Consider the following 13,684-nt stretch of genomic DNA (forward strand, 5'->3'; position numbering starts at 1 on the left):
TGCCACATAGATGTTAATAAAAAAAGAAAGTCAGAGAAAAAACATTTTTCCGCTGGCTTTCTTTTTTCATTAGGCATATATTTATAGTAATAATATTGAAAAATGAAAAGATAAGGGAGGATGAAAAATTGTACTATATTGGCATTGATCTCGGAGGGACTTCTATCAAGGTAGGTATTGTGTCAGAAGAAGGAGAAATTTTAATAAAGACCAGCAGTGCTACACCAGTAAAAAAGGGTTTTGAAGGTGTTTTAGTAAGGATCAAGGAGTTAATTGATGAAGTCATGATAGAAAAGAAGATAGATAAGAAAAATATTGCAGCAGTAGGAATAGGAATACCAGGAGCCTGTAGTCAAGAAGGTTTTGTATATTTTGCTTCCAACTTATTTTGGAAGAAGGTTCCTCTAGCCGAAAGATTACATGAAATGACGGGTCTAAAGGTCTATGTAGAAAATGATGCCACAGTAGCTGCTGTAGGAGAGTACATTAAAGGAGTCACTAAAGGAAAGAAAAATGCTATCTTTTTAACTTTAGGTACCGGTGTAGGAGGTGGATTTATTATAAACAATAAGATCTACAGTGGGAGTCATGGAATCGGTGCAGAGGTAGGCCATATGGTAATTGGAAAAAACTTTTATGACTGTACTTGTGGTAATCATGGTTGTCTAGAAACCTTTGTTTCAGCTACTGCACTGATAAAGTATTGTAAAAAACTATTAGAAGAAAATAAGGAAAGTTTGGTTTTTCATAGGGTTGATGGAAATTTGGATAATCTTACTGCAAAAATAATTTTCGACTGTGCCAGAAAAGGGGACTCTACAGCTCTGAAGGTGATAGATCGGATGACACATTATTTAGCGATTGGATTAGCAAATTTGATCAACCTATTTGATCCAGAAGTCATTGCCATTGGTGGTGGCGTTGCTGAGGCAGGGGATGTTTTCATAGAAAAACTAAGAGAAGAGGTAAAAAAATATATATATGTAAAGGATATGAATGTTACAGAAATTGTATTGGCAGAATTAAAAAATGATGCGGGGATTATAGGAAGTGGTATGTATGCGAAATTCAATAATTCCTCCTCCCGAGAGATTCAAAACTATGCTAAAATGAAATAAAGTCTAGTAGATATACTTTCAGTGATGATAGTTATTAATGAAAGCAATGACATAGATAAGCAAGTTCAAACTTTAATTTTGATATACACGGTCTACGGTTTCGCCCCAAAACCGTGGGCTGCAAATGTAGCCCTTAGTATATCAAAATTAAGTCCTGATGTTGTTTATCTATACTTTACAGTAAAATTAAAAATGAAGAGGTGGAAGCATGAAGGCGGAAATTATAGCAGTAGGTACAGAACTGTTGTTAGGGGATATTGTAAATACCAATGCACAATATATAGCAAGACGTTTGGCAGATATAGGAATTTTTGTATATCATCAATCGGTGGTTGGAGATAACCCCGAAAGAATAAAGAAGGCTTATGAAATTGCTTTTGATAGAGCAGATATTGTGATAACAACTGGAGGCTTAGGGCCTACAAAAGATGATTTAACAAAGGAAATAGCCGCAGAATATTTTAAAAAAGAACTTCAGTTAGATGAAGCTTCTTTAGAAATCATGAAGGAATATTTCCTGAGACGCAATCAGCCTATTACGACAAACAATAAAAAACAAGCTTATTTTCCAGAAGGAGCTATTATAGTAAAAAACAACAACGGTACGGCTCCAGGATGCATTATAGAAGACAATAAAAAAACTATGGTTCTTTTACCGGGACCTCCTAGAGAAATGATTCCTATGCTAGAAGAAGTAGTACTGCCTTATCTAAGTAAATATCAGGAAGGTATTTTGGTATCAAAGGTGTTAAGAATTTGTGGTATTGGTGAAAGTGCTATGGAAGATTTGATCTCAGATATTATGGAGAAACAAAGTAATCCAACGATTGCACCCTATGCTAAAGAAGGGGAAGTTATCTTAAGAATTACAGCTAAGGCAAAAGATACTGATGAGGCTGAGAGGCTATTGTTGCCAGTAGAAAAAGAACTGCATAATAGATTGCAAAAGTATATTTATGGTGAGGGAGAAGTCTCTTTAGAGGAAACAGTAGGAACACTTCTTGTAGATCACCAACTCACCATATCGACAGCAGAGTCTTGCAGTGGAGGATTATTGGCAGCAAAAATTATTAATTATCCAGGGATTTCTTCTGTATTTATGGAGGGAATGATTACCTATAGTAATGATTCTAAGATACAACGTTTAGGGGTGAAGCCTGAGACTTTAACAACCTATGGTGCAGTCAGCAAAGAAACCGCTGCTGAGATGGCAGAAGGTGTGGCTAAAGCAGCCAATACAGATATAGGTGTATCTATTACTGGCATTGCTGGTCCCACAGGAGGAACAAAGGAAAAACCAGTAGGTTTAATCTATGCAGGAACCTATATAAAAGGCAAGGTATATACAAAAGAGTTGTTTTTCAAGGGAGATAGACAAAAATTAAGAAACTTTGCTGCTACTCAAACTTTGTGTTGGTTAAGATGGATGCTAATACAAGAAGGATATGATCTGCATTAGTTAAAGGGGGAGGAAACATGTTAGGAAGAACCCACATAGCCCTAGGATTAACAACAGCACTATTAGCAGCAACTTTTATAGATAGTTTTATTATTGCAGACAAACTGGATTCTATAGCATTGGGAGTAATGGCAATTGCTGCACTTTTGCCGGATTTAGATATGGGGACTTCTTCGCTGGGGGGAAAGTTTGGGATATTAAAAGCCCATCATATAAAAAAACTGTGGTTGGTGGTTTTAACAGTCTTAGGGATTTTCACCATCGTTTATTTAAAGGAAACACCTATTTTTTACGGTATTTTGTTTATTCTCTTATTAGGAGCTGTATTTTCTAAAGACTTTGCACAAAAAGGGTATCATATGCTGAGAAACTTTACCCAGGGAATGGTAGGAATAGGCTTTATAGCAGCAGCTTATTTTTACCATCAACCTCCCTTAGCAGGTATAGGAATTATCCTCATTGTGCTGCTTTTCAGTAAGCATAGAGGGTTATCTCATTCTATAGTTTTTGTACTATTGAATTATATTATTATTAAAAGTATTATTATTTTTTATGATTATGTAGACTATAGTCTATTATTTGCCATTAGCATGACTTCACATATTATAGGGGATATGTTTACAAGGGCAGGAGTAATGCTGTTTTACCCCTTTAGCCCCAAAAAAATAAAGTTTCCCTTCACTATAAAAACAGGAGGAAAACTAGAAAATCTATTGTTTTTTACTATGTGTTTGTTGGCTTTTAAGTTAATTAAGGCTTTATAATAACAAGAATTTCATGAGCATCACAGTTAAAATTGAGCCAAATATTACATAAATAACATGTAATTTAAAGAAAGCTATGATCATGGCTGCAATCCCCCCTACAAAACCGATGATAGGCAAACTGCTTTCCACTGTCAAAATTCCAGGAAAAATCAGAGCACCTAAGGCAGCGTAGGGAATAGTTTTTAACCACTTACTTGCCCAAGAAGGCAGGCTCAGCTTATCTATAATAAAAACTGGCAGCAGTCTTGGGATAAAAGTTACCATCGCCATACCTAATATAATAAAAAATAACTGCATTTTTTCACTCTCCTTTTATAAAAAAGCTTCCTAACAAACCACCTACCAAGGTAGCTGCTACAATTGCCCAACCAGAATTTAAAAAGAGACCAAATAAATAGCATAGACCACCACTTAAAAAAGCAATGAGACCAACACTATAATTTTTTTGAACCGCTGGCAATAAGAGCCCAATAAACATTGCGTAAAGACCTATGGACATGCTAGCACCAATGGAAGGAGGAATCACCATAGATAAAAGTCCACCGATAATTGTTCCAAGACCCCAAGAAAGGTAAACGCTTAACATAATACCAGCAACAAAATAAAAACTAAGATGTTCATCTTCTTTTTGCTCCATAGAAAGCATAGCAAAAGTTTCATCCGTCACTCCAAAGGATAAAGGAATCTTTTGTGCTAATGGAAGATGTTGAAGCTTATTCATGAGGGACATGCTCATGATAAAGTGACGAAAGTTCAAAATAAGGGTAGCAAAAACAATTTCAAGCCCCAAGATTTCCATGCCTAGCATATTTACAGCCATAAATTGGCTAGCACCGGCGTATACAATAAAAGACATAAGGGCAGTATGAAGCAAAGGAATCCCTGTCTGGGAAGAAATAACACCAAAAGAAATCGCAATAGGCAAATACCCTATTACAATAGGAAGTCCATGCCGTACACCCTGCCAAAAGGTAGAAGAATTTTTAGATGAAAATAAAGAAAACTTGTTAAAAAAGTAAGAATTTTTTGATTGCATAAAAAAACTCCTTAGTGTATTAAAATTATGGTTTAACTTAACGCTCATGATTTTAATATACCATTACAGAATCTGTAGCACAATGAAAAATTGTCTTATCGATACTTATTGTATATAATGAAAGTATCTATAGAATACTTAAAACTAAAGTAGAAATGAAGGGAGACAAATATGTTAAAAACTATACTTTTTGACTTAGATGGAACACTGCTACCGTTTAAGATGGAAGATTTTATACAGAAATACTTTGAGGGATTAGGAAGAAAGTTTAAGGACTACTTTACCTTCAAGGAATTACAAAACCTTTTATGGGAATCAACAAACTATATGATTAAGAATATGGAGACAGATAAGACAAATGCAGATGCTTTTTTTGAAGATTTTTATAGCAAGACAAACCATTCACCTAATCAACTAAATCCTTTATTTGAAGAGTTTTATACCCATGATTTTCCCAAAATTAAAGAGGTCACTAAACAAAGCCAAGATATTATTAAATCAATATCCTTATTAAAAGAGAAAAATTATGAACTAGTCGTGGCGACAAACCCACTGTTTCCTAAGCAAGCAATATTACATAGGGTTGAGTGGGCAGGTTTAAACAAAGCGGATTTTGCTTTTATTACAAACTTTGAAGAAATGCATTTCTGTAAGCCACACCTACACTTTTATCAAGAACTATTAGAAAAGATTAATAGACAGCCACAGGAATGTATGATGGTAGGAAATGACGTAGAAGAGGATATGGTGGCAAAAAAACTAGGATGTGCAACTTATCTGATAGAAGATTATAAAATACAACGTTCACAAAAGGTAGATACCATAGATCATGTAGGAAAATATGAGGATTTTTATGAATTTGTAAAAGCCCTACCGCCTATTAAATAAATTTTGTAAAAAAGCCTCATAATAAATAAAAGATAGCTTGCATGAAGGGTGTGAAACTTGTATGGCGGGATGTGGATGTAGTAAGAAAAACGAAAAGACAAAGAAAGAATGTCCCTTATGTGGAAAACCCAGTGGGAATATACATTATTTGGCTATCAGACCAGTAGTGAAAGAGGATTTAAAAAAATTAGTGCAGGAAGATAGCTATTATATCTGTAATAACTCAGATTGTGATGTGGTATTTTTTAATGAAGAAACGGAAATAATCTTCCTTACTAGAGACATCGATATGACATCAAACTTTTATGAAGTATCAAAAAGTAATACCAAATGTAGTAAAGGCTGTGGAGGTTGCAAAGGGGAATGATGTTTGGTGAAGTAATAATTATACAAATGAGAGGTGAAGAACATGTCAAAGGACCCTATGGAAATTATCGGAGAAAAGGGAAGGATCAAAATTGCTCATGATATTCTCATGACAATAGCCCGCCATACTGCTGAAGAAGTTGAGGGCATTGTATCCATAAAAGGTGGTTTGCCAGGAGGAATTATAGAGCTTTTTAGCAAAAAAACCAGTACCAAAAAAGGTGTAAAAATACAAAATGAAGAGACGCAAGTAGTAATTAATCTCTCGGTGGTGGTGGATTATGGTGCTGTTATTCCTGATATTATAAAAAAAGTACAGGAAAAAGTAAAAAGTTCGGTAGAATCTATGACAGATATTCAAGTCTCAAAAGTAAATGTTTTCGTTCAAGATGTAGTTATTACATGATAAAAGAACACACTTATAAAGATAAAAAGATAAAACCAGGAAAATTTTTTCTGGTTTTATCTTTTTTATTTACAAAATTAACAACCGCAGCAGTGGTCAGGTTTATGATCAGGTTTATGATCATGAGGATGTTCATAATACATCATTTTATGTTTGTAAGCTTCAGCCTTATGCATATAGGCCATGTGCATGTGCATATAATACATTTTTTTCATATGATCATAATCATGAGCATCCATATGCATATCTGGCATCATTGGAGGACACCCGGGCATAGGTAAAGGCATAGGCATCCCAGGCATTCCCGGCATAGGCATAGCTGGCATATGTCCAGGCATTCCCGGCATAGGCATAGCTGGCATATGTCCAGGGTGCATAGGCATAGTGGGATAAGGCATACAATCATCCATTAAAGGATAGTTCATATTTTCTTTTATTGTTTCCACAAGAAAACCTCCTATAGTATAGATTTCTATGAGTTATTTACTCTTTAATTATAGAATATGAAATACTTGGAGTTTGGGAACTTGGCCAATAAAAAATATGTCTAAAAAAACATCTGTTGTTTCAGCACAACAGATGTTTTTAAAAAAGCTTTTTATTTGTTTTTCTCAACATACTCAACAATATCTCCAATGTTTTTGAAGCCTTCTGCTTCCTCATCAGGGATTTCTACACCAAATTCATCTTCGATAGCCATAATAATTTCTACCGCATCTAATGAATCAGCATCTAAGTCATTAATCAGAGAAGTCGCCGGTGTAATAGACTCAACATCGCTAACTCCTAGTTGCTCTGCAATAATTTCTTTAACTTTTTCAAATAACATAAAACTTCCTGGTTTCGTATAGAAACTACTCTCCAGGATTTCACCTCCTTGGATAATTATTGGTTTTGGTAATGAAGCTATGTAATAAATTAGCACCTATATATTATAGGCTAAAGTTCATAATTAGAATACCATAAAAATAAAAATTTGTGTATATTTTGTTTTGAAAATTCATGATGAATTATGATCATAAATAAGAAATCCTATACTTAAGGAGGAAAAAAGCATTTGAAAACACAATACTTATTATCAATTGATAATTAAAATTAGTAAATTTATATAAAAAAATATTATAAAATAGGGGTTTACAAATAAACATACAGTGAATATAATGGTTGTATAATTTCATTTGATAATTAGGAGGCATTTTTAATGAAGCTAAATGAACAAGAGTCTTTTTTTTCTAACAAAATCAATCGTGTTATATTTATTACAATTATCATGAACGTATTTTTAGTATTAATGAAGCTAGGAGCCGGACATTTTTCAGGAAGCAAAGCTCTAATTGCAGATGGATTGCACTCAGCTTCTGATATCGTTACCTCTATAGGTGTAATTATTGGTATAGGGATAGCAAAGAAACCTAGAGATGAGCAGCATCAATATGGCCATGAAAAAGTAGAGACGATAGCGGCTTTTCTTTTGTCTATAGCACTTATTTATACGGGTATAAAAATTGGATTGGGATCAGCTTTGTCTATTATTCATAAAGATATGGTTATTCCGGGTAAGTTTGCCTTATATGCAGCTCTTCTGTCTATCGTTATAAAGGAATTGCAGTACCAGATCACTTTTAAAGTAGGAAAAGAAGCCAACAGCAGTGCCTTGATGGCGGATGCGTGGCACCACCGATCTGATGCACTTTCATCAATAGCAGCTTTTATTGGGGTTTTGGGTGGACGCTTAGGTTTTACTATATTAGATCCTCTAGCAGGGGTCGTTGTTTCTGCTATTGTGATGAAGGTTGGTATTGAAATATTCATAGATTGTTTTCAACAATTAATAGATGTATCTATTCAACTAAAAGAGCTGGAAAGTGTAAAGCACTCTATATTAAGAAAGAGTAAGGTACAGTGTATTAATGATATTAGAACAAGAAAACATGGTTCTAAAGTTTTTGTGGATATAAGGGTTTGTGTAGATGCTACTATGGATATTTATAACGGACATTGTGTAGCTGAAGAAGTAGAAAATATTATCAGAAGTGAGGTAAATAACGTAAAAGATGTGATTGTTCACTTGGACCCATTTCCAGAAGAATCTCAACAAAAAGAAGTGATTTAACTTCTTTTTGTATTTTTTTGAGGAATTTTGTAGTAATGGATCAGCTTATTTGGTATAATAGCACACGAGAAATGTGTTAATTTTTTATTAAATTCATGTTAAGAAATTTAACGTAGATTTAACACAAATTTAACACTGCTTTAAAGGGAATAGTATATTATTTTGTAATGTGTGTAAAACATTAAGGTAAAGAAATTTTTAAACCAAAGAAAAACGAGGGAGGATGTTCATGGAAATCTTATTTGGAGTATTAGGTGGACTAGGATTATTCTTATACGGAATGAATGTTATGAGTAATGGTCTGCAAAAAGCTGCTGGTGATAAGTTGAAATCCATCATTGGCATGCTGACCACCAATAGGATTATGGCTGTTGGCGTGGGAGCAATTGTTACTGCTATTGTGCAGAGTAGTAGTGCTTCTACCGTCATGGTAGTAGGTTTTGTAAATGCTGGTATGATGAAGCTGACACAAGCAGTAGGGGTTATTATGGGTGCCAATATTGGTACTACGATTACAGCCCAAATTATTACTTTTAAGATTGATAAGTATGCACCGGTTATTGTGGGGATTGCAGTAGCAGTATGGTTATTTACTAAAAACAGAAAAATAAAGCAACTGGCGGAAGCCTTCATCGGATTTGGTATACTTTTTATTGGTATGAAATTTATGGGAGATGCCTTAAGACCTTTAAGAACCTATGAACCCTTTAGGGAAATGTTAGTAAATTTTGGTGAACATCCTTTTTTAGCTATATTAGCAGGTTTTGCTATTACCATAGCAGTACAAAGTAGTACCGCTTCTACTGGTATTTTATTAGCATTGGCGATGGAGGGATTGATCCCTATTAGATCAGGATTACCTATACTATTTGGGATTAATATGGGTACGACTATTACAGCTATGCTTTCTAGTATAGGGGCAAGTAACACAGCAAAACGGGCAGCAGCTTTTCACTTTTTGTTTAACCTTGTAGGTACGGCTATATTTATCTCTTTCCTACAGGGACCAACTTATAGAATTATTACCTACTTAACTCCAACTGATATACCAAGACAAATCGCTAATGCCCATACCTTGTTTAATATAACCACTACCTTAATTTTACTGCCTTTTGCAGGTTTGTTAGTAAGAGTGGCAAAGAGGATTGTTCCAGGGGAAGAAGAAGCGACGCGAGGTATAAAATATATAGATAATCGTATTTTAGAAACTCCTTCCATTGCGACAGCAAGTGCTGTTAAGGAAGCCCTCCATATGGGAAATGTAGCAAAGGAATCTTTAGAAAACGCATTGGACGCTTTTGTAAAAGGTGATCAGAAAAAAATTGACGAAACCTTAAGCCTAGAAAAGGTGGTTAATGAATTAGAGAGAGAACTATCTGCTTATTTAGTAAAATTATCCAACACCGATATTTCTTTAGATAATCGTGATACTGTCAGTGGTTTATTTAATACGATTAATGATATTGAGAGGGTAGGAGATCATGCAGAAAATATAGCGGAATTGGCTCAATATAAAATGGACAATCAACTGGCTTTTTCTGATAAAGCATTGGAAGAATTAGATAAAATTGCTGGGTTAGCTTTGAGGGCTTATAGCAATTCTTTAACTGCTTTAAGAAACCTAGATGCCAGTTTGGCTATGAAGGTAATAGAAAATGAAGGACAAGTAGATTTTATGGAAAAAAACTTAAGGGCTAGTCATATTGAGAGGTTAAATAGTCAACAATGTGTACCAACCTCTGGGGTGATTTACCTTGATGTATTGAGTAACTTAGAAAGAGTTGCTGACCATTCTTCTAATATTGCTATGGCAGTGTTAGATAAAGTAAGGGCACAAAAATAAGAAATTGCTATTTATAGGGAGGAGCTCCATGATGTTGGAGTTCCTCCCTATTATAGTTTTTGTAGGAAATATATAAAAAATTGTAAAATTGAATATTTAAAAACTTAAAGGATAAAATAAAAATAGTTTAATTGGAAGGGGTTCACTATGGAAAAAGAAGAAAATATACGTTTGATTATTATTGGTGGTGGAGAGGATAAACGTACTGACAAAGAAATATTAAAGAAGGTAGCCGACTTATCCGGTAAAGATCAAGCAAATATAGCAGTTATAACAACAGCTACCAACTATCCACTAGAAGTGGGAGAAGAATATAAAAGAATTTTCTATGATTTAGGTGTCAACAAAGTAGATACCATCAATATAGCCAGTAGAAGAGAAGCGAATCAAAGGCAAGTGATGAAGAGCCTACAAGATATAAACTGTGCTTTTTTTGTGGGAGGAGATCAGTTAAGGATTTCTAGTATACTAGGAGGCACAGAGTTTCATAATTTTATAAAAAACAAGTTAGAAGAAGGAATGATTGTAGCAGGCACCAGTGCAGGAGCTTCTATGATGAGTGAAGTGATGGTGGTGGAAGGGGATGAGGAGGATGCCCCTAGAAAGTGTACTGTTAAAATGGCCCCTGGAATGGGCTTTTTAAAAGGAGTTATTATAGATCAGCACTTTAACCAAAGAGGAAGAATAGGAAGGTTGTTGGGAGCAGTAGCTCAAAACCCTTATGCCCTTGGTATAGGAATTGATGAAGACACAGCCATTATTATTAATGATAGAAACGAACTGCAAGTAATTGGGTCAGGTGTGATTACCATTGTAGATGGAAAAAATATTGGTTATACCAATATTTCTGAGCAATACCCAAACGAACCTTTGGCTATTACCAATGTGAATGTTCATATTTTACCTACTAGATATAAGTATAGTCTATTAAATAGGAATGCTATTGTCTACGAAGCGCAGACAAGTGGAATAGAGGAGGACAGTAAATGAAGCTGTTGAGGACCAAGGTATATCCTGGGAGAAATGTCTATGCTCATTTTCCTGTTGTTAGAGCAGATGTGGATTTACAGGATTATGTAAATATACCTACCTGTGATATAAAAGGATTTAATGAAGAACTTTTAAAAATTTTACCAGGTTTAACACAACACAAATGTAGCATTGGTGAAGTAGGCGGATTTGTAATCAGACTAAATAGAGGAACGTATTTAGCACATGTCATGGAGCATATGACATTGGAGATTCAGAAGCTGTTGGGATATGATTTGAAGTTTGGTAAAGCAAGATATTTAGAGAATGAATCTGTATACTATATTGTATTTTCTTATGAAAATCCTACTGCTGGTGAAGAAGCAGCTATTTTAGCCTTCGATATTATCCACGCTCTTTTACACAAAGAAACTATTGACTTAGAAAAAGGATTACAGCAAATAAAAGATAAAATTGCTGTCAATGAGCTAGGGCCTAGTACTGCTGCTATTGTGGAGGAGGCTAAGAAAAGGAATATACCTGTTACGAGAATCGGAGGCAATAGTCTTATACAGTTGGGCTATGGAAAGTATGCGAAAAAGGTTGAAGCTACAATCACAGAAAACACCAACTGCATTGCAGTGGATATTGCTGGTGATAAGGAGCTTACCAATAGTATATTGCACATTCATGGGATTCCAGTGCCAGAAGGAAGAGCAGTAGAAAACTACGAGGAATCTAAAAGTATTATACAGCAAATCGGTTTTCCTGTAGTAGTAAAACCTTATAATGGTAATCAAGGAAAGGGTGTATCTTTAAACCTTAAATCTATGAGGGAAGTAAAGAAAGCTTTTACTATAGCTAAAAAATATAGCAGCAAAGTATTAGTAGAAAAGTACATCTTAGGAAAGCACTATCGAATAGCTGTGGTAGGAGAAGAGGTGGTTGCGGTTTCAGAACGTATTGCAGCCCATGTCATAGGTGATGGTATAAACAACATCAAGGATTTGATTGATAGAGAAAACCTTAATCCATTAAGAGGAGAAGGTCATGAAAAACCACTGACAAAGATTAACATTGATGATGTGATGCTGTTATTACTAAAGAAAAGTGGCAGAAGCTTGGAGGACATTCCGCAACAAGGAGAAATCGTATACTTAAGAGAGAATGATAACTTAAGTACGGGTGGCGTTGCTATAGATGTAACAGAAGCTATTCACCCTGATAACGTCAGATTAGCTATAAATGCGGCTAGAGTTATAGGTTTAGATGTAGCGGGAATTGATATAACTACGCCAGACATAGGGCGATCTATAGGGCAAGAAGGAGGGGCAGTTATTGAAGTAAATGCTTGCCCAGGTATAAGAATGCATCACTATCCATCTCAGGGTGAAAAAAGAAATGTAGCAAAGACAATTATTGATAAATTGTTTCCTGAAGGGCAGCCTCATTCTATACCAATTGTTTCTGTAACAGGAACCAATGGGAAAACCACTACCACCAGAATGTTAGCAAAGATTTTTAAAGAAAGCGGTTTGTTGGTAGGAGTGACCAGCACTGGTGGTGTTTTTGTTCAGGAGGAACAAATTATTCATGGAGATACGACAGGACCTAAAAGTGCACAAGCGGTGCTAATGGATAAGAGAGTAGAGTTGGCAGTATTGGAAACTGCAAGAGGTGGTATTGTAAACAAAGGATTAGGTTATGATTTAGCAGATATTGGGGTTCTTACTAATATCGGCGATGATCATTTGGGAATCGATGGCATCAATACTTTAGAGGAAATGGCAGATGTTAAATCCCTTATTGTAGAAGCAGTAAAAAAGGAAGGCTATGCAGTATTAAATGCTGAAGATAGCTATATAGATAGAATTATGGAAAGAGTAGAATGTAATATTGTCTTTTTCTCCAAAGATTTATCAAATGAGATTTTACAAAAGCATATAATAAATAAGGGAAAAGCAGTTTACTTGAAGGAGAAAACAATCTTTATCTTTGACGGAGAAAAAGAAATTGAAGTGATTGAGACTGAAAAGATTCCGGCTACCTTTGGAGGAGTCTTAGAGCATAATATAGAAAATAGTATGGCAGCTATAGCGGCAGCACACGCTTATGGAATAGACGTAAAAATTATTTATACAGCATTAAGTCAATTTTATACAGATGCCATTAATAATCCGGGTAGGTTTAATGTATTTGATATGAAGAATTTTAAAGTAATCATTGATTATGGCCATAATATAGATGGTTACAGTAAAGTGCTGGAGGGACTAAAGAAAATCAAGGCAGGGCGTTTAATTGGGGTAATAGGTGTACCAGGAGATCGTACCGATATAAACATTTTAAAAATAGGAGAAATCTCTGGAAAATATTTTGACTATGCTTATATCAAAGAAGATAAAAATTTAAGAGGCAGAAAAGTTGGAGAAGTAGCAGAGTTTTTGAAAAAGGGTTGCGGTATTGGAGGACTTAATGAATATAGCATGGAGATTCAACTATGTGAGATCGAAGCTTTAAAAAAGGCGATGACAAAGGCTGAGGCAGGAGATATGATCATAGTATTCTATGAAGAGTATGTTCCACTGGTTGAAGCAATTGAAACCTTCAAAAATAAAATTGACACAGTAGATTCAGAAGTTCCAGATTTGAAAATTGCAAGAACTAGCCCCTAAATCTAGGGGCTTTACTTATGAATTTCTTATAAGAATATTAGGTTGTA

The 13,684-nt window shown here is 34.9% G+C and carries 14 protein-coding genes; 10 read left to right on the forward strand and 4 right to left on the reverse strand.

All coding sequences use genetic code 11. The features are described 5' to 3' along the window. Positions 1-128: 128 nt before the first annotated feature. The 3 genes from CACET_RS03020 to CACET_RS03030 all read left to right on the forward strand — a co-directional run bounded on the left by CACET_RS03020 (position 129) and on the right by CACET_RS03030 (position 3,341). Entirely contained in the window at positions 129-1,118 is a 990-nt protein-coding gene (locus tag CACET_RS03020; protein WP_044823035.1) for an ROK family protein, read from the forward strand. 208 nt (positions 1,119-1,326) lie between these two features. Continuing rightward, positions 1,327-2,577: a competence/damage-inducible protein A gene (locus CACET_RS03025; RefSeq protein ID WP_044823034.1), complete on the forward strand. Its 1,251-nt coding sequence runs from the start codon at positions 1,327-1,329 to the stop codon at positions 2,575-2,577. 17 nt (positions 2,578-2,594) lie between these two features. After that, positions 2,595-3,341 carry a metal-dependent hydrolase gene (locus CACET_RS03030; protein WP_044823033.1) on the forward strand — a complete coding sequence of 249 codons (747 nt, stop codon included), beginning with the start codon at positions 2,595-2,597 and terminating at the stop codon, positions 3,339-3,341. On the opposite strand, the gene CACET_RS03035 is transcribed toward CACET_RS03030, so the two are convergent. Together CACET_RS03035 and CACET_RS03040 are read right to left on the reverse strand one after the other, a co-directional pair. Next, positions 3,336-3,641: an AzlD domain-containing protein gene (locus tag CACET_RS03035; protein ID WP_044823032.1), complete on the reverse strand. Its 306-nt coding sequence runs from the start codon at positions 3,639-3,641 to the stop codon at positions 3,336-3,338. The two genes, CACET_RS03030 and CACET_RS03035, sit on opposite strands and share 6 nt — an antisense overlap. Before the next feature lie 4 nt (positions 3,642-3,645). After that, entirely contained in the window at positions 3,646-4,380 is a 735-nt protein-coding gene (locus CACET_RS03040) for an AzlC family ABC transporter permease (protein ID WP_044823031.1), read from the reverse strand. 171 nt (positions 4,381-4,551) lie between these two features. Here CACET_RS03040 and CACET_RS03045 point away from each other — a divergent pair, with 171 nt between their 5' ends. The 3 genes from CACET_RS03045 to CACET_RS03055 all read left to right on the forward strand — a co-directional run bounded on the left by CACET_RS03045 (position 4,552) and on the right by CACET_RS03055 (position 6,040). Further along, entirely contained in the window at positions 4,552-5,268 is a 717-nt protein-coding gene (locus tag CACET_RS03045) for an HAD family hydrolase (RefSeq protein ID WP_044823030.1), read from the forward strand. Positions 5,269-5,329: 61 nt separating this feature from the next. Next, positions 5,330-5,635, forward strand: a complete 306-nt coding sequence (locus CACET_RS03050; protein ID WP_044823029.1) for a hypothetical protein — start codon at positions 5,330-5,332, stop codon at positions 5,633-5,635. Positions 5,636-5,677: 42 nt separating this feature from the next. Next, entirely contained in the window at positions 5,678-6,040 is a 363-nt protein-coding gene (locus tag CACET_RS03055) for an Asp23/Gls24 family envelope stress response protein (RefSeq protein ID WP_044823028.1), read from the forward strand. A gap of 77 nt (positions 6,041-6,117) precedes the next feature. On the opposite strand, the gene CACET_RS20770 is transcribed toward CACET_RS03055, so the two are convergent. Next, positions 6,118-6,486 (reverse strand): hypothetical protein, encoded by a 369-nt coding sequence (locus CACET_RS20770; RefSeq protein WP_044823027.1) that lies wholly within the window; start codon positions 6,484-6,486, stop codon positions 6,118-6,120. A gap of 152 nt (positions 6,487-6,638) precedes the next feature. Next, positions 6,639-6,869, reverse strand: a complete 231-nt coding sequence (acpP, locus tag CACET_RS03065) for an acyl carrier protein (RefSeq protein WP_044823026.1) — start codon at positions 6,867-6,869, stop codon at positions 6,639-6,641. A 372-nt stretch (positions 6,870-7,241) separates the two neighbouring features. Here acpP and CACET_RS03070 point away from each other — a divergent pair, with 372 nt between their 5' ends. The 4 genes from CACET_RS03070 (at position 7,242) to cphA (ending at position 13,637) form a co-directional block, all read left to right on the forward strand. Beyond that, positions 7,242-8,153: a cation diffusion facilitator family transporter gene (locus CACET_RS03070; protein WP_044823025.1), complete on the forward strand. Its 912-nt coding sequence runs from the start codon at positions 7,242-7,244 to the stop codon at positions 8,151-8,153. Between the two features lie 229 nt (positions 8,154-8,382). Further along, positions 8,383-9,996 carry a Na/Pi cotransporter family protein gene (locus CACET_RS03075; RefSeq protein WP_044823024.1) on the forward strand — a complete coding sequence of 538 codons (1,614 nt, stop codon included), beginning with the start codon at positions 8,383-8,385 and terminating at the stop codon, positions 9,994-9,996. A gap of 147 nt (positions 9,997-10,143) precedes the next feature. Further along, entirely contained in the window at positions 10,144-10,986 is an 843-nt protein-coding gene (locus CACET_RS03080) for a cyanophycinase (RefSeq protein ID WP_044823023.1), read from the forward strand. Then, positions 10,983-13,637 (forward strand): cyanophycin synthetase, encoded by a 2,655-nt coding sequence (gene cphA / locus CACET_RS03085; protein WP_044823022.1) that lies wholly within the window; start codon positions 10,983-10,985, stop codon positions 13,635-13,637. Before CACET_RS03080 ends, cphA begins: the two co-directional genes overlap by 4 nt. Positions 13,638-13,684 lie beyond the last annotated feature (47 nt).

This window comes from Clostridium aceticum (assembly GCF_001042715.1).
Classification (GTDB): Bacteria; Bacillota; Clostridia; order Peptostreptococcales; family Natronincolaceae; genus Andreesenella; species Andreesenella acetica.